General features: G+C 70.2%; 19 protein-coding genes and 1 pseudogene. 8 read left to right on the top strand and 12 right to left on the bottom strand.

All coding sequences use genetic code 11. From position 1 onward, the window contains the following. Positions 1-3 precede the first annotated feature (3 nt). Positions 4-2,184, bottom strand: coding sequence for a glycoside hydrolase family 9 protein (locus AB0B82_RS09075; RefSeq protein ID WP_360164314.1), 2,181 nt, complete (start codon positions 2,182-2,184; stop codon positions 4-6). 137 nt (positions 2,185-2,321) lie between these two features. On the opposite strand from AB0B82_RS09075, the pseudogene AB0B82_RS09070 reads away from it, so the two are divergent. The 6 genes and pseudogenes from AB0B82_RS09070 to AB0B82_RS09045 all read left to right on the top strand — a co-directional run. Next, positions 2,322-3,083 (top strand): annotated as a pseudogene (locus AB0B82_RS09070) (ABC transporter substrate-binding protein); the annotation flags it as partial. 104 nt (positions 3,084-3,187) lie between these two features. Then, positions 3,188-3,646, top strand: coding sequence for an extracellular solute-binding protein (locus AB0B82_RS09065; RefSeq protein WP_360164312.1), 459 nt, complete (start codon positions 3,188-3,190; stop codon positions 3,644-3,646). After that, positions 3,643-4,611 carry a sugar ABC transporter permease gene (locus AB0B82_RS09060; protein ID WP_360164310.1) on the top strand — a complete coding sequence of 323 codons (969 nt, stop codon included), beginning with the start codon at positions 3,643-3,645 and terminating at the stop codon, positions 4,609-4,611. Before AB0B82_RS09065 ends, AB0B82_RS09060 begins: the two co-directional genes overlap by 4 nt. Further along, positions 4,608-5,429, top strand: coding sequence for a carbohydrate ABC transporter permease (locus AB0B82_RS09055; RefSeq protein WP_360164308.1), 822 nt, complete (start codon positions 4,608-4,610; stop codon positions 5,427-5,429). Before AB0B82_RS09060 ends, AB0B82_RS09055 begins: the two co-directional genes overlap by 4 nt. A gap of 40 nt (positions 5,430-5,469) precedes the next feature. Then, positions 5,470-6,480, top strand: coding sequence for a LacI family DNA-binding transcriptional regulator (locus AB0B82_RS09050; protein ID WP_360164306.1), 1,011 nt, complete (start codon positions 5,470-5,472; stop codon positions 6,478-6,480). 215 nt (positions 6,481-6,695) lie between these two features. Beyond that, a complete protein-coding gene (locus AB0B82_RS09045) occupies positions 6,696-7,241 on the top strand; it encodes a DUF3145 domain-containing protein (protein WP_360164304.1) in 546 nt (181 codons plus the stop codon). A 313-nt stretch (positions 7,242-7,554) separates the two neighbouring features. Here the strand turns inward: AB0B82_RS09045 and AB0B82_RS09040 are convergent, their stop codons facing one another. The 6 genes from AB0B82_RS09040 to AB0B82_RS09015 form a co-directional block, all read right to left on the bottom strand. After that, on the bottom strand, positions 7,555-8,991 hold the full coding sequence (locus AB0B82_RS09040; RefSeq protein WP_360164302.1) for a carboxyl transferase domain-containing protein: 1,437 nt from the start codon (positions 8,989-8,991) through the stop codon (positions 7,555-7,557). 123 nt (positions 8,992-9,114) lie between these two features. Then, complete coding sequence (gene fabF, locus AB0B82_RS09035) at positions 9,115-10,350, bottom strand: beta-ketoacyl-ACP synthase II (protein WP_360164300.1); 1,236 nt, start codon at positions 10,348-10,350, stop codon at positions 9,115-9,117. Between the two features lie 140 nt (positions 10,351-10,490). Next, positions 10,491-10,739, bottom strand: a complete 249-nt coding sequence (locus AB0B82_RS09030) for an acyl carrier protein (protein ID WP_130446978.1) — start codon at positions 10,737-10,739, stop codon at positions 10,491-10,493. Positions 10,740-10,826: 87 nt separating this feature from the next. Then, the gene (locus AB0B82_RS09025) at positions 10,827-11,816 is read right to left on the bottom strand and encodes a beta-ketoacyl-ACP synthase III (RefSeq protein WP_360164298.1); all 990 of its coding nucleotides are present in this window, start codon (positions 11,814-11,816) and stop codon (positions 10,827-10,829) included. Continuing rightward, positions 11,813-13,006, bottom strand: a complete 1,194-nt coding sequence (locus tag AB0B82_RS09020) for an acyltransferase domain-containing protein (protein ID WP_360164296.1) — start codon at positions 13,004-13,006, stop codon at positions 11,813-11,815. Before AB0B82_RS09020 ends, AB0B82_RS09025 begins: the two co-directional genes overlap by 4 nt. A gap of 79 nt (positions 13,007-13,085) precedes the next feature. Then, the gene (locus AB0B82_RS09015) at positions 13,086-14,300 is read right to left on the bottom strand and encodes a helix-turn-helix domain-containing protein (RefSeq protein WP_360164294.1); all 1,215 of its coding nucleotides are present in this window, start codon (positions 14,298-14,300) and stop codon (positions 13,086-13,088) included. A 435-nt stretch (positions 14,301-14,735) separates the two neighbouring features. Between AB0B82_RS09015 and AB0B82_RS09010 the strand changes: the two genes are divergently transcribed. Both AB0B82_RS09010 and AB0B82_RS09005 read left to right on the top strand, forming a co-directional pair. After that, positions 14,736-15,779: a PHP domain-containing protein gene (locus AB0B82_RS09010; protein WP_360164292.1), complete on the top strand. Its 1,044-nt coding sequence runs from the start codon at positions 14,736-14,738 to the stop codon at positions 15,777-15,779. Next, a complete protein-coding gene (locus AB0B82_RS09005) occupies positions 15,776-16,780 on the top strand; it encodes a pirin family protein (protein WP_360164290.1) in 1,005 nt (334 codons plus the stop codon). Before AB0B82_RS09010 ends, AB0B82_RS09005 begins: the two co-directional genes overlap by 4 nt. Here the strand turns inward: AB0B82_RS09005 and AB0B82_RS09000 are convergent. From AB0B82_RS09000 to AB0B82_RS08980, 5 genes are all read right to left on the bottom strand, one after another. Further along, a complete protein-coding gene (locus AB0B82_RS09000; RefSeq protein ID WP_360164288.1) occupies positions 16,746-17,291 on the bottom strand; it encodes a hypothetical protein in 546 nt (181 codons plus the stop codon). The two genes, AB0B82_RS09005 and AB0B82_RS09000, sit on opposite strands and share 35 nt — an antisense overlap. A gap of 94 nt (positions 17,292-17,385) precedes the next feature. Beyond that, the gene (locus tag AB0B82_RS08995) at positions 17,386-19,023 is read right to left on the bottom strand and encodes a LuxR C-terminal-related transcriptional regulator (protein ID WP_360164286.1); all 1,638 of its coding nucleotides are present in this window, start codon (positions 19,021-19,023) and stop codon (positions 17,386-17,388) included. Positions 19,024-19,055: 32 nt separating this feature from the next. Beyond that, positions 19,056-20,141: an NAD(P)/FAD-dependent oxidoreductase gene (locus AB0B82_RS08990; RefSeq protein WP_360164284.1), complete on the bottom strand. Its 1,086-nt coding sequence runs from the start codon at positions 20,139-20,141 to the stop codon at positions 19,056-19,058. Continuing rightward, positions 20,138-20,434, bottom strand: a complete 297-nt coding sequence (locus tag AB0B82_RS08985; protein WP_360164282.1) for a hypothetical protein — start codon at positions 20,432-20,434, stop codon at positions 20,138-20,140. Before AB0B82_RS08985 ends, AB0B82_RS08990 begins: the two co-directional genes overlap by 4 nt. Before the next feature lie 70 nt (positions 20,435-20,504). Continuing rightward, complete coding sequence (locus AB0B82_RS08980) at positions 20,505-21,977, bottom strand: peptide MFS transporter (RefSeq protein WP_360164280.1); 1,473 nt, start codon at positions 21,975-21,977, stop codon at positions 20,505-20,507. Positions 21,978-22,021 lie beyond the last annotated feature (44 nt).

Raw genomic sequence — 22,021 nt, 5'->3', positions numbered from 1 at the left:
GTCCTAGTCGTCCGCGTAGGCGGTCAGCCAGGCGAGGGCCGAGTTCCAGTTGATCGCGACCTCGTTGGTCGAGTATGACCCGATCTCGTCGACGTAGCACTTGGCCGGCGCGCAGCCGGGCAGGTTGCGCTGGGCGACCGGATCCTGCAGGTGCGAGTTCGGCCCGCCGGCGAGCGAGCCCGGATACGGCGCCGGCAGGGCTGGGTTGAGCGAGTGCGCCCAGAACCGGTGGTGCTGGTTGTGGCTGGCGCGTTCTCCGTACCCGGTCACGTAGGACTGGTTCAGCGCGTTCCGGCCGAGCAGGTAGTCGAGCGACTCCAGCGCCGCCGAGCGGTACGCCGCCTTCCCGGTGAGGTCCGCGGCGATCGCGAGGATCATCGCGTTGTTCGCGGTACCGGAGTTGGAGCCCCACACGTACTGGCCGTCGGCGGGCTTGTACGGGTTCGGGTAGCCCTGCGAGCTGACGTTGGCGAGGTAGGCGTCGGCGGCGCGCGTGATGCGGTCGCGCAGCTTCCATCGATCTGGCGGGGTCAGCCGCGACTGCACGCGGAGGAGTGCCAGGTCGGCCAGCCCACCGGTCTCCTGCCAGGAGAAGCCGTCGGCGGCGTCGAGCGTCGTGGTGATGAAGCGCTTGTACGACGCTCTGCCGGTGGCGGCGTACAACTCGGCGGCCGCCCAGGAGAACTCGTCGGTGACCTTCGTGTCGTCGTACGCGCCGCCGCCTTCACCGCCGTCGGGGGCGTACACGGCCGGGTGCTGACGTGCCGCCTTCCAGGCCTTGTCCGCCGCGGCCAGGCAGCGCGCCGCGAAGCGGTGGTCCCAGGTCGCGTAGATCCGCGCGCAGCGGGCTCCGACGGCCGCCAGGTTGAGGGTAGCCGCGGTCGACACCGGGTAGAGGTAGCGCGGTTGCGGGTCCGCTGCCGGAGCGAGGCCGAGCGCGGTCCACTTCTCGTCGTGGATCTTGTGGTGCACCATCCCGTTCGGCGCCTGCATCCGCAGCAGGAACTCGAGCTGCCAGCGGGCTTCGTCGAGGACGTCCGGTGTCCGGTTGCCTGCCTCGGGGATCTTCAGCGCGGGCCCGCGGCCGGTCTGCTCGTAGAGGTCGAGCAGCTGCCACGCGGCGAGCGCGCCGTTCACGACGTACTTGCCGTGGTCGCCGGCGTCGTACCAGCCGCCGCGGACGTCGAGGCTGTAGTCGCAGGTTCCGGGGAAGCAGGGGACCGAGGTGTCGCCCTTGTTCGGTGCAACGCCGAGATGGCCGGCGGCGCGGGCATACGCGTCCCCGACGTACTGCGCCTCGATCTGGATGCCGCTGCGGTTGTTGTAGAAGTACTCGAGCGCGTCGCGACGGAGGTCGGCGTACAGGTGGCGGCTGATGTCGAACGGTTCGCTGACATCATCGCCGACGGCCAGCCGGAAGCCACTGCCGGTGCCGCGGTACGACCCGAAGTCGATCAGCTGGACGTCGTCGCCCGCCAGCACATCGCTGCCGAAGGGCTTCGTCGTACCCGTCGCGACCGGTTTGTTGTCGGCGGCAAGCAGTCGCCAGGGCAGGGGAGTGGTCGAAGTGGTGACGTACGTCGCCCGCTTCGGCCCGTTGGCGACGTACCCGACCTGGTTGACGCGGACCGGTGAGCCGAAGTCGCGGATGCCACCAGGCGGAAGGATGCCGCCGACCACGGAGATGTTGTCCAGGCACAGCGTGTACGGCTCGGTCGCGCCGCCCATCTGGAACGACACCTGGCCGTGCGTGTCGGTGACCGGTGACGTGCCGGTGAACTCGAACGTCTGCGACGTGGTGGTCGCGTTCACGGCCTTGTTGAGCACGGTCGCGTGCGGGGCGGCGGCCTGCTGGAGGACCGCGCGGAACTGGACCGGCCGGCTCGTGGTCGCGTCGAACCGCAGCGTGTAGGGCTGCCCGGACTCGAGCGGCAGGTCGTCCTGGCCGATCATCGAGTCCCACGGGTTCACGGTGCCGGCCGGGATCTGCGCGCACAGCCGCCCGTCGGTCACCGCCGATGGCGTCGACCCGCTGCTCCACCAGGGTGACTTCCCGGCGTCGAAGGTTCCGTTCAGGACCCGCTCGTACGACTGGTCCGCGGCCGCGGGCGCGGTCAGCAGTGGGACCAGGATGACGGCACCGAGGACGGCGGCCGCACCGGACCGCCAGGGGATTTCAGGCATGGACAGCCTCCGGGAGCGCGCTGGGAGCGCTTGCAGGATCAGGGAGCGATTGGGCCTGATGCTGCCGACGGGCCGAGAGTGTGTCAAGACCGAAACGTGCACGAAATTCGGCCTTCACACAGCGGCGGACGGCGTCTATGGTCGCCTGGAAGCGCTCCCAGTTTCCGTCCAGTTTGGAGAAGTCGATGTCGGTTCAGAAGATGCTCGCGGCAGCGGCGGCCGTCGCCCTGCTTGCCGTGACGGGATGCGGGTCGCAGGAGCCGGCCGCCGGCGACGGCACGGTCACGCTGACCGTCAAGACCTTCGGGAAGTTCGGGTACGACGAGCTGTACCGGGCCTTCGAGGCGAGTCACCCCGGCGTGAAGGTCAAGGAGGAGAACATCGCGAAGCTGGCCGACTACACGCCCAAACTGCAGCAGTGGCTGACCGCCGGCAGCGGCGCGGGTGACGTGGTCGCGCTGGAGGAGGGCATCCTGGTCAAGCTGATGGCCAAGCCCGACCAGTTCGTCAACCTGCTCGACCACGACGCCGCCAAGCTGAAGGGCAACTTCCTGGACTGGAAGTGGCAGCAGGCGCTCACGCCGGACGGCAGCAAGCTCGTCGGTCTCGGGACCGACGTCGGCGCCCAGGGCATGTGCTACCGCACGGACCTGTTCAAGCAGGCTGGGCTGCCGACGGACCGCGATCAGGTCGGCGCGCTGTGGCCGACCTGGGACGCGTACCTTGCCACCGGCAAGCGGTTCGTTGCCGCGGGCACCGGCGCGAGCTTCTTCGACACCGCCGGCGGCATCTACCAGAACATCCTGATGCAGCAGGGCGACACGACGTACTTCGATCGGGAGAACAAGCTGATCGTCGACTCGAACCCGGGTGTCCGCCGGTCCTGGGAGCAGGCCACAGCGATGATCGACGCCGGCCTGTCCGGGAAGCTGCAGATGTGGAGCCCGGCCTGGAACGCGGGCTTCAAGAAGGGCACGTTCGCGACCATCCCGTGCCGGCCTGGATGCTCGGCATCATCAAGGACCAGGCCGGTGAGGCGAACGCGGGCAAGTGGGACGTGGCGCGGGTCCCGGGCCCGGGCGCGGTCCGTGGCGGGTCGTTCCTCGCCGTTCCGGCGCAGAGCAAGCACCCGAAGGAGGCCGCCGAGCTGGCGGCCTTCCTGACCAGCCCGGAGGGGCAGACCGCGGCCTTCAAGGCGAAGAACAACTTCCCGTCGTCGCCGCAGGCCATCGACGACCCGGCCGTGTCCGGCGCGGTCAACCCGTACTTCAACAACGCGCCGGTCGGCAAGATCTTCGGCGCCTCCGCGAAGAGCCTGAAGCCCGTCTACCTCGGGCCGGACAACCAGTTGGTCGGCGACACGATCGGTGACGCACTGACCGCTGTCGAACAGGGCAAGCTCGAGCCCGAAGCGGCCTGGAACAAGGCGCTCTCGGACGCGAAGCGGGCCGTCCAGAAGTGAGTACCCAAGCCCCGCCGCGGCCGTCGCGGCCGGCCCCCGCCCCGGCCGGTCCGGCGCCGTCCGCGACCGCCTCCTGGCGCAGCAGGCTCGACCTGCATGGCTCGCCGTACCTGTTCATCGCGCCGTTCTTCGTGTTGTTCACCGCGTTCGGCCTGTTCCCGCTGATCTACACCGCGTGGGTTTCGCTGCGGGCGTGGGACCTGACCGGCGACGCCGGTTTCGTCGGCCTGGACAACTACGTGCGGCTCGTCGGCGATCCGGACTTCTGGAACGCGCTGGTCAACACGGTCGGCCTGCTGGTGCTGGCGACCGTGCCGCAGTTGCTCGGCGCGCTGGTCCTCGCGGCCCTGCTCAACCAGCCGATCCGCAGGCTGCTGCTGTTCCGGCTCGGCGTCCTGATCCCGATCGTGACCTCGGTGGCTGCGGTGGCGATCGTGTTCGGTCAGCTGTACGGGCGAGACGCCGGGCTCGTCAACGGTGCGCTCGGGCTGTTCGGCATCGACCCGATCGACTGGCAGGCGAGCCGCGGTGGCTCGTGGATCGCGATCGCCACGATGGTGGACTGGCGCTGGACGGGGTACAACGCCCTCATCTACCTCGCGGCGATGCAGTCGATCCCGCGCGACCTGTACGAGGCGGCGCAGATCGACGGCGCCGGGCCGGTCCGCCAGTTCCGCAGTACCACGGTGCCGCTGATCCGGCCGGCTCTGGTGTTCACGATCGTGATGTCGACGATCGGCGGCATCCAGTTGTTCACCGAGCCGTTGCTGTTCGGGCAGGGCGACGTGTCCGGCGGCAGTCTGCGACAGTTCCAGACTGTCGCGATGTACATGTTCGAGCAGAGCTTCACGAACTTCGATTACGGCTACGGGTCGGCGATCGCGTGGGCGATCTTCCTGCTCACCGTGCTCGCCGGAATCGTCAACGCGCTGCTCGCCCGGCGACTGCGAGGCGGTACGTCATGAAGAACCGCATGGTCCACCTGACCCTGATCATCAGCCTGGTGCTGTCGGTGTTCCCGCTGTACTGGCTGTTCGTCGTCGCCACCCGGTCGAACGACGTCATCGGCCAGTTCCCGCCGCCGCTGCTCCCAGGTGGCAACCTGTTCGACAACCTGGAGCGGCTGTTCGGTCCGGAGGCGGCCGAGGCGCACTTCGCCCGCGGGCTGATGAACTCGGCGATCGCGTCGGTGTGCGTCACGGTGTCGGTGGTCTTCTTCTCGTCGCTGGCCGGGTTCGCGTTCGCGAAGCTCCGGTTCCGCGGCCGCAACGCGCTGCTGCTGTCGGTGCTCGCAACGATGATGGTCCCGGTGCAGATGGGCATCGTGCCGCTGTACATGGTGATGGTGAAGCTCGGCTGGCAGAACCGTCTGCAGGCTGTGATCGTCCCGTTCCTGGTCTCGGCGTTCGGCGTCTTCCTGATGCGGCAGTACGCCGAACGCGCCGTACCGGACGAGCTGATCGAGGCGGCCCGGCTCGACGGGTGTTCGACGTTCGGACTGTTCGTGCGGGTGGTGTCGCCGGCGCTGCGGCCGGGTGCCGCGGTCCTCGGACTGTTCACGTTCATGGGGACCTGGAACGAGTTCCTCTGGCCGCTGGCGGTGCTCGAGGCGGACAACCCGACGGTGCAGTTCTCGCTCAGCCAGCTGGCCACGCAGTACTACACCGACTACACGCTGATGTTCACCGGAACGCTCGTCGCGGTGGTACCGCTGCTGGCCGTGTTCGTCCTGTTCGGGCGGCAACTGGTCAGCGGCATCATGGACGGTGCCCTGCGGTCGTGATGTTCTACCCTCTATCCACTCGATCGACAAGGACCCGCCGGTGACCGAACTTTCCAGACGCCAGGTGACGCTCGACGAAGTCGCCGAGCGCGCCGGGGTGTCCCGGTCGGCCGCGTCGCGCGTCATCAACAACGCGCCGCACGTCAGCAAGGCCAAGCGGGCCGCCGTACTGCGGGCCGTCGCCGACCTCGGCTATGTGCCCAACGCAACGGCGCGCGCGCTGGCGACGCAGCAAGCCGGTGCGGTCGTGCTGGCGATCTCCAGCGACAACCCGCAGGTGTTCGCGGACCCGTTCTTCGCCGAGGTCGTGGTCGGTATCTCCGTGGTGCTCGAGGAGACCGAGCTGGAGCTGATGCTGCAGCTCGCCACCTCGTCGCGAGGACAGACCCGGCTCGAGCAGTTGCTGCGCACCCGTCAGGCCGCCGGTGTGATGCTGATGTCGATGCACGGCGACGATCCGCTGGCCCGGTTGGCGGAGAAGTCCGACGTACCGGTCGTGTTCGGCGGTCGCCCGATCGGATTCGAGCCGCGGTACTACGTCGACGCGGACAACCGTGGCGGTGCGCGGCAGGCGACCGAGCACCTCATCGACAGTGGGCGGACGCGGATCGCGACGATCACCGGCCGGATGGACGAAGGCGCCGGCGGCGCGCGGTACAAGGGTTTCCAGGAAGCCATGGCCGTCGCCGGGCTCGACGCCGGCCGGGTGGCGCACGGCGACTTCTCGGAGCAGGGCGGCAGCGCCGCGATGCGTGAGCTGCTCGATCAGCACGCCGACCTGGACGCTGTGTTCGTGGCGTCGGACCAGATGGCCGTCGGCGCGATGCAGGTGCTGAAGGAGGCCGGGCGTGCGGTGCCGGACGACGTGGCGATCGTCGGGTTCAACGACATCGCCGCCGCCCGGCACATGGATCCGCCGCTGACCACCGTCGCCCAGCCGATCCAGTCGCTCGGGCGCGAGATGGCCCGGATGCTGCTCGCGCTGACCTCCGGCGACACGCCGACGCCGCTCATCCTGCCGACCCGGCTGGTACGGCGTGGCTCGGCCTGACACCGGTTGTCGTCTCGCCGTGATTCTGGTTCGCGACACGACGGTGATGTAGTTGACACGGCGAGGTTGCTGGTGCTGACGGGGGTCGTGGTGCAAGATGTACAGAAGTTTCGCGGGGTGTCTTGTGGTGCCCTGTACAACTGGAGCAACAGTAGAAGCACTGACCGAAGCAACAACCGAAGCAACACCTGAGTTTTCCGCCGGGATCGACGGCGATGTTCGAGAACGCTGGGGAAGGCGCCCCTCGAGCACAGGAGGTCCCGGTGGCGACGACTCGTGGCGTTCTGTACGTCCACACGGTGCCGTCAGCGTTGTGCCCGCATGTCGAGTGGGCCGCGGGCGGCGTCCTTGGCGTGCCCGTGAAACTGGACTGGACACCGCAGCCCGCGGCCCAGGGCACCTACCGGGCCGAGCTGTCCTGGCAGGCCGAAGCCGGGACCGCGGCCAAGCTGGCGTCCGCCCTGCGCGGGTGGCAGAAGCTCCGCTTCGAGGTGACCGAGGAGCCGAGCAACGGCGCGGAAGGCGAGCGCTACTCGTTCACGCCCGACCTCGGGATCTTCCACGCGACCACCGGCGTGCACGGCGACATCATGGTCCCCGAGGAGCGGCTGAAGGCGGCCATGCTGAAGGCGGCCGCGGGCGAGGCCGACCTGACCGAGGAGGTCGAGCGTTTGCTCGGCCGCCCGTGGGACGACGAGCTCGAGCCGTTCCGGTACGCCGGCGACGGCGCGCCGGTGCGCTGGCTGCACCAGGTGGTCTGACAGGTGGTCTGAGCCGTTGGCTGAAGGCTTCCTGAGAACTTCAGAAGAAACCTGTGACGGCCGGGGACTTCACCGAACTTTTCGCCGAGACTGAGCATCAGACGTTGCACAAGGGTGGGAGGGGCCGTGGCCGCTGGGCCACCGGGTGCCGGGACACCCCCGGTGGTCGTCAACCACAGCGGCCGCACCACGTGAAGGGCGCGAACCCCAGGGTTCGCGCCCTTCGGCTTGTCCTGCGCGCCGCCGAGCGCGTGTGGCTGGGAAACTTTTCGGCACCAGGTGCCCATTTGTTTCCCAGCCGCGCGCCGCGGCATCACAGCGGGATGTTGCCGTGGGTCCCGCGGATCGGGCCCGCGTCGCCGGCGGCTGTCTCGGCGGCGGCCAGAGCCTGAGCGAGCGCGGTACGGGTCCGGGTGGGGTCGACGATCTCGTCGACGACGCCGATCTCGCGGGCCCGGTCGATGCCGCCGGCAAGCTTCTCGTGTTCGGCGGCGAGCTCGGCCTCGACCTGGGCGCGCAGCTCCGGCGCCACTTCGGCGAGCTTGCGCCGGTGCAGCACCCGAACGGCCGCGATCGCACCCATCACAGCCACCTCGGCGCGCGGCCATGCGAACACACGGGTCGCCCCGAGCGAGCGGGCGTTCATGGCGATGTACGCACCGCCGTACGTCTTCCGGGTCACCAGTGTGACCCGCGGTACGACGGCTTCGGCGAACGCGTGCAGCAGTTTCGCGCCGCGCCGTACGACGCCGTCCCACTCCTGACCGACGCCGGGCAGATACCCGGGGACGTCGACCAGGACCACGAGCGGTACGCCGAACGCGTCGCACATCCGGACGAATCTGGACGCCTTCTCCGCCGACAGCGCGTCCAGGCACCCACCGAGCCGCAGCGGGTTGTTCGCGATCACGCCGACCGTCCGGCCACCGAGGCGGCCGAGGGTGGTCACGACGTTCGGCGCCCAGCGCTGGTGCAGCTCGACGGGAGAGTCCTCGTCGAGCACCCCTCCGACCAGCGGATGGACGTCGTACGCCCGCTTCGCCGACTCGGGCAGGAATCCGGACAGGTCCGTATCCGGGATGTCTGTCGAGATCGTGCCCTGGTTCGCGAACAGGTCGGCGAGCCGGCGGGCCTGCTCGAGCGCGGCCGCCTCGCTGTCGGTGGTGATGTGGACAACGCCGGAACGCCGCCCGTGCGGCTCGGGCCCGCCGAGCCGCAGCATGTCGACGTCCTCACCGGTGACCGAGCGGACCACGTCCGGCCCGGTGACAAAGATCCGGCCCTCGGGGCCGAGGATCACGACATCGGTCAGCGCCGGTCCGTACGCCGCTCCGCCCGCGGCCGGACCGAGCACGACGGAGATCTGCGGGATCTTCCCGGACGCCTGCGTCATCGCGTAGAAGATCTTGCCGACGGCGTGCAGGCTCAGCACTCCTTCGGCCAGTCGCGCGCCGCCCGAGTGCCACAGGCCGATGATCGGAACCTGCTCCGCGCGCGCCACGTCGTACGCGCGGACGACGACGTCGCAGCCCGCGTCGCCCATCGCACCGCCCATGACGGTGGCGTCGGAGCAGAACGCAACGACCGGTGCTCCGGCGATCCGCCCGCGCGCCGCGACCATCCCCGACAGGTCGTCGGGGGTGATCAACTCGAGGCTGCCCGGATCCAGCAGCGCAGCCAGCCGCGTGAGCGGATTGCGCGGATCCTGCGCTCGCGGCAGTTTGGCGGGTTTCGCCGGGGCCACGGTCATGGGGCCTCCCGTCCTGGACTGAGGAGTGGAGGGAGCGAAGCGACCGGAGCGACGAGGGAAGGCCGGGAGTTGAAGCCCCATGACCCGCCGCGACGGAGTCGCGGCATCAGTACGGTCATGGGGCTACACCGACTTGAAGGCGATGGCGGCGTTGTGGCCGCCGAAGCCGAACGAGTTGTTCAGCGCGGCGATGTCGCCGTCCGGCAGCTTGCGCTGCTCGGTCGCGACGTCGAGCTCGACCTGGTCGTCGAGCTTGTCCACGTTGATGGTCGGCGGCGACACCCGGTGGTGCAGGGCGAGCACGGTGGCGACCGACTCGACCGCGCCGGCGCCGCCGAGCAGGTGACCGATCATCGACTTCGGCGCGGTGGCGATCGCGTGGTCGGCGTCCTTGCCGAGCGCCTGCCGGATGGCGAGCGACTCGGCGACGTCGCCCTGCGGCGTCGAGGTGGCGTGCGCGTTGATGTGGAAGATGTCCGCCGGGGCCAGGTCACCCTCGGACAGCGCCCGCAGCATCGCCCGCCGCGCACCGGAACCGGTCGGGTCGGGCTGCGCGATGTCGTGACCGTCGGCGGAGATCCCCGCACCGGCGAGCTCGGCGTAGATCTTCGCGCCGCGCGCCTTCGCGTGCTCGTACGACTCCAGGATCAGGACGCCGGCGCCTTCGCCGAGCAGGAACCCGTCGCGGTCCACGTCCCACGGCCGCGACGCCTTCTCCGGCTCGTCGTTGCGCTTGCTGAGCGCCTGCATCATGCCGAAGGCGGCCAGCGGCAGCGCCATGATCGCGCCTTCCGAACCGCCCGCGATCATCACGTCCGCGCGGCCGAGCCGGATCTGGTCGAGGCCGAGCCAGATCGCCTCGTTGCCGGAGGCACACGCCGACACCGGGGTGTGCACGCCGGCCTGCGCGCCGAACTCCAGGCTGACGTAGGCGGCCGACGAGTTCGGCATCAGCATCGGGATCGCCAGCGGCGACACCCGGCGCGGGTTGGACTGCAGAGCGTCGTAGTTCGCCAGGGTGGTGTGCAGGCCGCCGATTCCGGAGGCCAGCGCGACGCCGAGCCGCTCCTTGTCGAGCCCGGAGTCGGCCAGGCCGGAGTCGGCCCAGGCCTCGCGGGCAGCGACCAGCGCGAGCTGCGCCGTCCGGTCCAGGCGGCGGGCCTTGACCCGCTCGATCACCTCGGTCGGCTCGACCGCGACCGGTGCGGCGATCTGGACCGCCAGGTTCTGCACCCACTCGTCGGTCAGCCGCCGGGCGCCGGAGCGGCCCGCGAGCAGCCCGTCCCAGGTGCTGTTCACGTCGCCCCCGAGCGGGGTCGTGGCACCGAGCCCAGTAATGACGACCCGGGTCTTCGACATGGTTACCTCATCCTTCACGTGAGAGATCTGCGGGTGGGAGCGAGGGGTGGTACTGCTGAGGTACTGCGTGTGCGCAAGGACCGCGGTGGTGCTCACCGGGCGGGCCCGATGAGCACCGGCCAGCACGGGTGACGGGCAGGTCAGCCGTTCTGGGCGCGCTCGATGAACGCGACGGCGTCGCCGACGGTCTTCAGGTTCTTGACCTCGTCGTCGGGGATCTTCACGTCGAACTTCTCCTCGGCGGCCACCACGACCTCCACCATGGAGAGCGAGTCGACGTCGAGGTCGTCGGTGAAGGACTTGTCCAGCTGGACGTCCTCGACCGGGATGCCGGCGATCTCGTTCACGATCTCGGCGAGGTTGGAACGGATCTCTTCGGTGCTGGCCATCTGTGTGGGTTCCCTTTCGGATTCTGCTGGCTCTTGGTTCAGCCGGTGCGGCCATCGGGGCCGCCCCGGACAACTATGGGGTGTGCGCTACGGCAGCCGGATCACCTGGGCGGCGTACACCAGCCCGGCGCCGAAGCCGATGATCAGCGCAAGGTCGCCGCTCTTCGCCTCGCCGGACTCGCGCATCGCGGTGATCGCGAGCGGGATCGAGGCGGCCGAGGTGTTGCCCTGGCGCTCGATGTCGCGCGCGACCTTGACGTGCTCGGGCAGCTTGAGCGTACGGCGCATCGCGTCGGTGATCCGCATGTTCGCCTGGTGCGGAACGAACAGGTCGAGCTGCTCGGCCTTGACGCCGGCCGCGTCGAGCGCCTGCTGCGCGGCCTTCGCCATCTCGAAGGACGCCCAGCGGAACACCGGGTTGCCGTCCATCCGCAGGTGCGGCCAGTTGTAGCTGCCGGCCGCTTCCTGCCAGGACTCCTTCTGGCTGATCACCTGGTGCTGCGTACCGTCCGAGCCCCAGACGACCGGGCCGATGCCGGGCTCGTCGGTCGGCCCGACCACCGCGGCGCCGGCGCCGTCGGCGAAGATGAACGCCGTCGTCCGGTCGCTGCGGTCGGTGAGGTCACTGAGCCGCTCGACGCCGATCGCGAGCACGTACTTCGCGCTGCCGCCGCGGACCATGTCGTTGGCCATCGCGACGCCGTAGCAGAAGCCTGCGCAGGCGGCCGAGATGTCGAACGCGGCCGCCGTCGGGGCGCCGGCCTCGACCGCGATCCGGGTCGCGATCGCGGGCGTCTGGTACAGGTGCGTGACGGTCGCGACGATCACGCAGCCGATCTCGGCCGGGTCCACGCCGGAGTCGGCGATCGCGTCCTTGGCCGCGTTCACCGACATCATCAGAACGGTCTCGTCGTCGTCGGCCCAGCGGCGTTCCTTGATGCCGGACCGGGTCTGGATCCACTCGTCGCTGGAGTCGATGTGCTCGAGGATCTCGGCGTTCGGTACGACCCGGCGCGGCCGGTAGGAGCCGATGCCGAGGATGCCGGCGTGCGCGGCGCCGGTCGACGCGGTGATCATGCCGGGCTCCCGGCCGGGTGCAGCCGGACCAGGGGCTGACCGGGGGAGACCGGGTCGCCTTCCTCCACGAGCCATTCGACCACGATGCCGCCGTGCGGCGCGGTCACCTCGACCTCGTCGCGCGAGTTCGCCACCTTCGCGACGACCTCTCCGGCGTCGACAGTGGCGCCGGCGTCCCGCCGTACGCCGACATCTCGGCTGACGGTGCCCTTCACCGGGGCGACCAGCAGCCGCCAGGTCGGCGCGGCGTCGATCTCGGACGGGCTGCCGTGCTTCTCGACGAACGCGCGGGCGTCGTCGAGCTGGTCCGGCGTTTTCAGCGCGAACGTCTCGACGCCCTTGAGCGCGCGCCGCGCGATGCCGGTCAGGGTGCCGGCCGGCGGCAGCTCGAGGATGCCGGTCACCTCGAGGTCGGCCATCGTCTGCATGCACAGGTCCCAGCGGACGGGGGAGTTCACCTGGGTGACGAGCCGCTGCAGGACCTCGCGGCCGTCGTGGACGACGTGACCGTCACGGTTCGAGATCAGGCGGGTCCGCGGGTCGTGGGTGCTGATCGCGGTCGCGTACTTCGCCAGCGTCTGGACCGCGGGCTCCATGTGCTTGGTGTGGAAGGCGCCCGCCACCGAGAGCGGGATCAGCCGGGCCTTCGCGGGCGGGTCCGCGGCCAGCGCGGCCAGCTGCTCGACGGTGCCCGCGGCAACGATCTGGCCGGGGCCGTTGTCGTTGGCCGGGGTGAGGCCGTGCTCGGCCAGCTTGGCGAGGATCTCGTCGCGGTCGCCCCCGAGAACCGCGGTCATCGAGGTCGGAGTCAGCGCGGACGCGGCGGCCATCGCCTTGCCACGCTCGCGGACCAGGACCATCGCCTGCTCGGCGGACAGCACGCCGGTGCCGGCCGCGGCGGCCAGCTCACCGACGCTGTGACCGGCGACCGCGCCGACCTTGGCGAAGGCGTCGGCGGGATGCGGGAAGACCGCCAGCGCGGCCAGCATGCTGGAGGCGACCAGCAGCGGCTGCGCGATAGCGGTGTCCCGGATCGTGTCGGCGTCGGCTTCGGTGCCGTAGTGGGCGAGGTCGAGTCCGGCGACCGCGGAGAGCCAGTGCAGCCGGCTCTCGAACACCGGGTCGGCGAGCCACGGCTCGAGGAAACCTGGGGTCTGGGCGCCCTGCCCGGGCGCGACGATGACGAGCACGTGACCACTCTCCCTCACCGGCCCCCGTCGCGAGCCGCACGGCGAGCACGAATTCTTCCGGGCCGGTTTTGTGGAGATCCTACAAAACGGTCGAGCCCGGCTCCGGATGCAGCAGGCGACCCAAGGTCAGTGCGACACGCAATGTGAAACTGTCGCGGGGATTGAGCGGGTTGTACCCCGTGAGGTCCGCCACACGCTTCAGCCGGTACCGCACGGTGTTGGCGTGGATGAACATCGCCCGGGCCGTCGCCTCGATCGAGCCGCCGGAATCCAGGTACGCCGAGACCGTCTCGAGGAGCACGCCGTCGCCCACAGTGAGCGGCCCGTAGACCTCCGTCGCAAGTTGCCGGCGGGCGTGGCCGTCTCCGGAGAGTGACCGTTCCGGCAGCAGGTCGTCGGCCTGCACCGGCCGCGGTGCGCCGGGCCAGGCCGCTGCGGCGCGGAGACCGGAAACGGCCGCGCGAGCCGAGGTCACGGCCGACATCAGATCCTTCACGACCGGTCCGACGACGATCGGCCCGGGTCCGAACCACTGGGCCAATTTTTGTACAGTCTCCACAGGTCGGCTCGTACCACCGAGTACCACGACCAGGCGGTCGCCCTGGATCGCGCACAACGCGTCGGCACCTGCCTCGCGGGCCGCGTGCCGGACCATGTCCGCGACGTTCGAGCCGGGTGTGCCGGTCGGTGGTGGCTCGCCCGCTGGTGCCCTTCCGACCACCACGGCCACCTCGGCCGATCCCGTCGTACCGGCGGCGCCCGTCCAGCCCAGAGCGGAGGCGCGCGAGCGGACCGACTCGTCGGCCTCGCCGCGGATCACCGAGTCGACCAGGAGCGCTTCGAGGCGGGCGTCCCAGGCGCCGCGCATCTCGGCGGCCTGCGCGTACACGGTCGCGGCGGCGAACGCGACCTCGCGCGCGTACCGCTGCATCGCCTCGTGGACGATCGGGACGTCGTCGGGTGGGAGCAACGTGCCGATCGTGTTCTCGATGGTCTCGATCGTGGTCCGGACCAGGTCGACGGTCTGGTGCAGCGAGATCACCCGGGTGAACTCGCGCGGCGCGGACCCGAAGATCCGGGTCGGCATCGAGGAGTGCGCCTCGGGGTCGCGGAACCAGTCGACGAACGCCGAGATCCCGGACTGCGCGACCAGCCCGATCCAGGACCGGTCCTGCGCGGACAGCGAAGCGAACCACGGCAGGTTCGCGTCCATCGCCGCCATCGCGGCCGTGGCCAGCGCACCGGTCGCGTTCTGCAACCGCTCCGCCCGCGCCCGATGCGCCTTCGTCACCACGCCCAGACCATAACCCCCACCCCACCCACGCCGGCCGGGTTCCCACCCACGCTGGCCGGGTTTCCCCCGGCCCGCCCGCCGACGTTGGGTGGGTTTACCCACCGTGTTGTGGGTTCCGTACCCGTGTGAAGGGTTGGGAACCCACAACAGGGTGGGTGTACCCACGCTGTGGGTGAGGGCCGGGGCGGCGCTGTTGGCGGTGGCCCGTGTCGGCGGTGGCCCGTGTCGACGGTGGATGGGTTTACCCACCGTGTTGTGGGTTCCGTACCCGTGTGAAGGGTTGGGAACCCACAACAGGGTGGGTGTACCCACGCTGTGGGTGAGGGCAGGGAGGGTGGGCCGGAGGTACGGGCGGGCGGCGGGCCAGCGGGGTGTGAGGCGTGGGTGGGCGCGGGGGCGGTGTGGCGGGGGCGGTGGATGGCGGAAGATGGGGTCATGACGGACAGCCAGGGTGTGGCGGACGCGGTGGCGGCGTTGCGGGCGATCGGGTATTACCTCGAGCGGGACCAGCAGCCGACGCACCGGGTCAAGGCGTACCGGCGGGCGGCGGACACGATCGCGGCGCTGCCGGCCGCGGAGGTGCGGGCGCGGCGCCGGGCCGGGACGTTGACCGAGTTGCCGGGGATCGGGCCGAAGACCGAGGCCGTGATCGTCGAGGCGATGGACGGCGCGAAACCGTCGTACCTGGCCAAACTCGAGGAGGCCGCGGGCGAGTTGACGACCGCGGGGCAGGGGCTGCGCGCCGAGCTCAAGGCGGACCTGCATCTGCATTCGGAGTGGTCCGACGGCGGCAGTCCGATCGAGGAGATGGCCCGTACGGCGCATCGCCTGGGGCACTCCTACATCGCGCTCACCGACCACTCGGCGCGGTTGTCCGTCGCCAACGGACTGTCCCGCGAACGGCGCTTGCAGCAACTCCAGGTCGTTGCCGAGCTCAACAAGAAGCTGCAGGACGAGCTGGACGGTTTCACGATCCTCAACGGCATCGAGGTGGACATCCTCGAGGACGGCTCGCTGGACTGCGACGCGGAGATCCTGGCCCGGCTCGACGTGGTGGTCGCGAGTGTGCACTCCAAGCTGCGGATGGCGGCCGAGCCGATGACCGAGCGGATGGTGCGGGCGATCGCGAACCCGCACGTCGACGTCCTCGGGCACTGCACCGGGCGGCTGATCACCGGCGGGCGCGGGACGCGTCCGGAGTCGCAGTTCGACGCGGAGGTGGTGTTCGAGGCGTGCCGTCAGTTCGGGACGGCGGTCGAGATCAACTCCCGTCCCGAACGGCTCGATCCGCCGAAACGGCTGCTGTCGATGGCGGTCGAGACGGGCTGCCTGTTCTCGATCGACACCGACGCGCACGCGCCCGGCCAGCTCGACTGGCAGGTGTACGGCTGCGAGCGCGCCGAGGACTGCGGGGTCCCGGCCGAGCGCGTCGTCAACACCTGGGACCAGAAGGAACTCCTGGAATGGACGGCGGCATGAGCGACTTGGAGCGGAACCCGGCCGAGGTCGTCGGGACCGGGGACTGCGAGGGACCGGCGCTGGAGTTGCTCGAAGGGCGCGAGGTCGTGCTGGGGCGGTCGACCACGGTACGGCGGCTGCTGCCGAACAAGAATCGCCGGATGGTCGGCGCGTGGTGCTTCGTCGATCACTACGGACCTGACGACCTGACGCAGCGCGTCGACTCGTACGGCGTACCGGGGGAGCGCGGCATGCAGGTGCCGCCGCATCCGCACACCAGCCTGCAGACCGTGAGCTGGCTGTTCGAGGGCGAGATCGAGCACCGCGACAGCGTCGGGTCGCACGCGTTCGTCCGGCCCGGCGAGCTGAACATCATGACCGCCGGCAACGGCATCGCGCACTCCGAGGTGTCCACCCCGGACGCGCCGCCGCGGCTGCACGGCGCCCAGTTGTGGGTCGCGCTCCCGGACGGTGTGCGGACGACGACTCCGCCGGCCTTCAACGCGTACGCCGACCTGCCGCGGGTCGACTTCGACGGCGCGCACGCGACCGTGATGATCGGCACTGTCGCGGGCGTCACCTCGCCCGCACCGGCGTACACACCTCTGGTCGGCGCCGACATCACCATCGAACCCGGCCGCACGCTCTCCCTTCCGCTGACGCCGTCGAACGAGTACGCCGTCCTCGTCGTCGAAGGATCGCTCACGATCGGGGAGCTGAGTCCAGGGTTCGGCGAGATGGCCTATCTCGGTGCGGGGCGGGAGTCGATCGAACTGTCCGCGGCCGACGGTGCGCGGTTCCTGCTGCTCGGTGGTGAGCCGTTCGAGGAGCAGTTGGTGATGTGGTGGAACTTCATCGGCCGCAGCCACGAGGAGATCGTTGCCGCCCGCGACGCCTGGCAACAAGCCATCGCCGACGGCGGCAACGCCCGCTTCCCGATGGTCCCCGGCTACGAAGGCGACCCCCTCCCGGCCCCCGCCCTCCCAGCTACCGCACTGAAACCAAGACCCCGCGCCCGCTGACCCGGCGGCGGTAGTAGGCCCAGGTGATGGCGAGGAGAGCCGGGCCCCAGAGATAGAGGGGGAGGTAGCAGGCGAGCATCAGGACGTGCCAGCCGGTGCTCGCGAACGGGATGAACTCGCCGGTGAACACGTCGCGGAAGCCGTACGTCCAGATCGCGATCAGGGCCAGTGATCCGAGGACGGCCGGCACGATCGCGGCGTACGGATGTACCCGCCGGCCGCCGATGACCGGGATCCACCGCGGCGCGACCTCACCCCACCGACTGACCAAGCCCAGGGCGGTCAACGCGACCAGCTCGGACACGATCGTCAGACAGACGACGTAGACCTTGCCGCCGAAACCCTCCAGATACATGGGGTTGCCGTGGTCGTCGACCAGCCCCATCGACGATCCGAACACCAACCCGAGCCGCCACAGTCCGGACGGCAGGGTGAGCAGCGGGATCACGTGCGCCAGGACGAAGGCCCAACGCGGGACAGGACGCTCTGTGGTGCCGGCAATGGTGGTCACGCTTCGAGCATCCGCCTACCCGGCACCCATCACCTCACTCGCCAGAGTGAATCCACTCCCTCCCACGACCGATTTTCAGCTCCACCTGGGTGCCTCAGAGCAGGTCGTGGTCGCGGGCGTAGGCGGCGGCTGCGGTGCGGGAGCCGACGTCGAGCTTCGCGAAGATGTTGGTGAGGTGGCGGGCCACGGTTTTGTCGCTGAGGACCAGCCGGTGCGCGATCTCGGCGTTGCTGTTGCCTGCGGCAACCAGACGGAGGACGTCGAGTTCGCGCCCGGTGAGGCCGCCCGCGGTACTGCGGGTGAGCAGGCGCTCGGTGTCATGACGTGCGGGCCTGGCACCAACGGCTGCGAACGCTCGCTGAGCGGCCGACAGTTCGGCCGTCGCCGAATCTTCATCGCCCAGCAGCCGCAAGGCTCGCCCGATCAGGACCTTCGCGCGTGCGACCTCGTACGGCGCCTGCAGTTCGTCCCACAGCCGGGCCGCCGCCCGCGCGTGCGGCAGCGCCCGCTCCGGGTCGTCGGCCGCCAACGCGACCAGGGCCGACGAGTACGCCGCCGACGCCCGGAGCCCGGCGCACCCGAAGCTCTCGGCGGTCTTCGCCAGTTCCTCCGCCGCGGCTTCTGCCTCGGACCGCGCGTCGCCGGCCAGCAGTACTTCGACCGCGCCCGCGAGCAACCGCGACCGCTGGACCGGGCCGCCTGTTTCCGCGAGCACACGCCGTACGGCGGTCACCGCTGCCGGCACGCGGCCGCGGGCAACCATCAACAAGGCTCGCCCCGGCTGCGCCTCGTACCCGTACCCGGACGCCTCGTCGTACGACGCTTCCGCTCCGGCCAGATCGCCACGGACCCGCAGTACGTCGCCACGCTCGGCCAGCGCGAGCCCCGCGGCGGCGTTCGAACCCGAGGCCGCGTAACGCCGGCAGGCGTCCTCGAACTCGGCGAGCGCCTCCGGGTACGCCGCGTGCAGCCGCAGGATCTGACCGCGGTGTACCGCGCACTGCCCGGTGTACGGCACCAGATCGGGCTGACTCTCACACCACCGCGTCAGCGCCGTCGTCCACGCGGCCGCCCGCGCGAAGTCGAGGACCTCCTGACAGCCTTCGATCATCGCGCAGTACACGCTGCCGGCAAAGATCGGCGACAACTCACCGGCGGCGACGCCGACCATTGCCTCGTCGAGCAACGCGAGCCCCTCCGGGACGCGACCGGAGTACAGGAGCAGCCGGCCCTTGCACACCAGGCCTTGCGCCAGCAGATCGGGATCGCCGTGCCGGCGCGCCATCGCGACGATGTCGTCGGCCGCTGCCATCGCCCCCGACGGGTCGCCGTGCTCGAGGCACCGGAAGAAGTCGTGGATCCGCAGGTAGCCACGCTCGACGGCGTCGGCGGGCTGATCGGCCATCAGCCGCTCGGCGCGTGTCGCCCAGCCGTTGCCGATCGCAGCCTCGCCGCGGGCGTTCAGCACGAGCGCCAGCCAGAACGCGAACCGGACCGCACCGAGGACGTCGCCGCGGTCGGTGAGCGTACGGTAGCCGCGCTGCAACGCCCGGATGCAACTGTCGGTGTCGCCGAGCAGATAGGCCGCGGTGGCCAGCGTCTGCAGTTCGCCCGGCTCGAGACCGGCGTCCCCGGACTCCCGGTCCGCCGCGGCGAGACGCTCGTAGGCAACCGCCCAGTCACGCTGTTCGAACGCGGACCGGGCACGTTGCAGGTCGTCGACGATCCCCATCCATGCCCCCTGGAGTGAGCATGCGCTTCAGGTCACGCCGCGGCAAGGGTCGCGTTCGCGGGCGCGCGGGCAGCGATCCGCCGCGCGACGTACGCCGCGTCCCGACCGACGCCGGGCAGCACCATCGAACTGAAGGCGTACTGGAAGCACAGGCCGCAGAAGAACAGGCCGGGTGCATCCGCCGCGACCCCTCGGTACTCGCGCGGCCAGCTGTCGTCGCCGACGATCGGAGCCTTGATCCAGCTGAAGTCCTGCCGGAACCCGGTCGCCCACACCACGTTCGCGACGTCCAGGACGCGCCCGTCGCCGAGCACGGGCCGCCCGTCCCGGACGCCGGTGACACGCTCGTGGACCCGCTCGACCCCTCGCGCGAGCAGGTCCGCGCGCTTGACCCGGATCATCGGGCCGCCGTGGAACCGCAGGTCCGCCATCGCGGACTTGGCGAGCGGCGAGCGCCGGGTGACGACATGCCGGGCCACGAACAAGAAGGCCGGCCAGAACAGCCGCTCGCCGGGCTTGCCGGGCGTGAACGGCAGCTGTCCTGGATCGCGGCCGCACAGGATGGTCGGATGCGACGCGGCCACTTCGTACGCGACGTCCGTCCCGGAATGCGAGGCGCCGACGACCAGCACCGGTCCGTCCTTGAGTTGCGGCGGCCGGCGGTATTCGGACGAGTGCAGTTGCCGGATCGCGGGATCCAGGTCGACCGCGAGGTCCGGGAGGTACGGCGTACGCCCGAAGGTGCCGGTGGCGACGACGACGTTGTCCGCGGTGAGCTGTTCGCCGGCGGTGCTGACGATCCACCGGTCACCGGCGCGCTCGAGTCTCTCGACCCGGGTGTTGTGGCGGATCGGCAGCGTGAAGTGAGCGGCGTACGACGCGAGGTAGTCGGCCACCTCGTCCTTGCCCGGGTAGTGCCACGGCTCGCCCGGGAACGGTAGGCCAGGCAGGCCGTCGTACTTCGCCGGCGAGTACAACCGCAGGCTGTCCCACTGCGCTCGCCACTGGTCGCCGACCCGTGCGCTTGCGTCGAGGATGGTGAACGGCTGTCCCAGCCGCTGCAGGTGGTAGCCGGTGGCGAGCCCCGCCTGCCCGGCGCCGATGATGATGGTGTTCATGTGAGTGCCTCTCGTACCTCGCGCCGGCGGGTGTGGAACCGCAGCCACCACAGCAGCATCAGCGCGGACGTGACGACGTAGAAGCCGTGCAGGATCCAGATCGGCCCCGGCGGCAGGTGCACCACGTAGATGCAGTGGACGGCGTTGCCGACGTTGGCGAGCACCAGGTTCCACGGGCTGTACGACGCCAGGTCCCGGGTCCGGATCGCCTTCACCACCATCGGCAAGGCGCTCGACGCGAAGAGGATGGTGGACATCGTCCCCGCGAGTAGAGCCACGCTTGCGCCAGTCATGCCACCGACAGTAGGGATCGGGGGCCGTCCGCCGCGTCGGACGGAATGCGCAACTTGTCCGCGGGACCGGCTACGACGTTTGTCGTACGTCGGCGTGCCGGCGGATCCACGGGGACAGCGCGTACACCGCGAGCGCGACCACGATCGTCACCGCCGCGAGACCGCCGAAGTACGCGGTGTCCGACGCGCCCTCGGTCGCCTGCACGACCTGCGCGGTGATGGCCTGACCGGCGGCCGGTGCCAGGAACCACAGCGCCATCATCTGGCTGAGGAACGCGCGCGGCGCGAGCACGGTGGTCGCGGCCAGGCCGACGGGGGACAGGAACAGCTCACCCAGCGTCTGGATCACGTAGACGAGGACCAGCCACAGCGGCGACGCGAGGCTCGCACCGGCGATCGAGGAGGCGAGCGCCATCACCGCGAACGAGATCCCGGCCAGCAGCAGCCCGGTGGCGAACTTCTGCCCGATCGACGGCCCGCGGTCGCCGAGCTTGATCCAGATCGCCGCGAACACCGGCGCCAGCACGATGATCGAGAACGGGTTGATCGACTGGAAGAACTCCGGCGAGATCTCCACCCCGAACAGGTCCAGCTGGGTCCGGTTCGCCGCGAACGACGTCAGCGTGGTCGCGGCCTGCTCGAACAGCATGAAGAACAGCATCGCGGCGACGAACAGCGGGATGTACGCACGGACCCGCTGCCGTTCGACCGGCGTCACCAGCGGGCTGCGCAGCAGCATCGCGAAGTACGCGATCGGCGCCAGGAAACACAGGTACGAGATCGCGTCCACGACCGGCTTCGGGCCGATGCCGCCGGACCGCCAGGCCGACCAGGCGAACACGGCCACGAGCAGCACGACGACGGCGGCCGAGATCCGCAGCATCGGCGCCCGGTCCGCGGCGGTCAGCGGGTTCGGCGGGGTGTCGCCGCGGCCCTGCAGGGTGCGGCGGCCGAGCAGGTACGCGATCAGCGCCAGCGTCATCCCGACCGCGGCGGCCGCGAACGCGACGTGGAACCCGGCCTCGCGGCGCAGGAACCCGACCACGAACGGTGCCGTGAACGACCCGATGTTGATCCCCATGTAGAAGATCGAGAACGCCGAGTCGCGGCGGGTGTCGTCCGGCTCGTAGAGCGTGCCGACCATCGTCGACACGTTCGGCTTGAGCAGACCGGTGCCGAGGGCAACCAGCCCGATGCCGAGGTACGCCGTACCGTTCGTCGGCAGCGCCAGACACAGGTGGCCGGCGACGATCACGGTCCCGCCGTACAGGACCGTCCGGCGGGCGCCGAAGACCCGGTCCGCGAACCACCCGCCGAGCACCGACAGCAGGTACACCGAGGCGCCGTAGATCGAGACCACGGCCTCGCCGAGCGTCTCGCCGAGCCCGAGACCGTGCGCCTTGTCGGTCAGGTACAGCAGCAGGATGGCGCGCATCCCGTAGTAGCTGAACCGCTCCCACAGCTCGGTGGTGAACAGCGTCATCAGCCCGCGCGGGTGACCGAAGAAGGTCTTCTCCTCGGCGGCTTGTTGCGGTACGGACACGATCGATTACTCCCCGTCGACAAACTGGCCCAACTTGTCGACGG

It is taken from the genome of Kribbella sp. NPDC048915 (assembly GCF_040649595.1).
GTDB lineage: Bacteria > Actinomycetota > Actinomycetes > Propionibacteriales > Kribbellaceae > Kribbella.
Note: the sequence above shows the minus strand (reverse complement) of the source record. Positions and strands in the feature narration are given on the sequence as shown.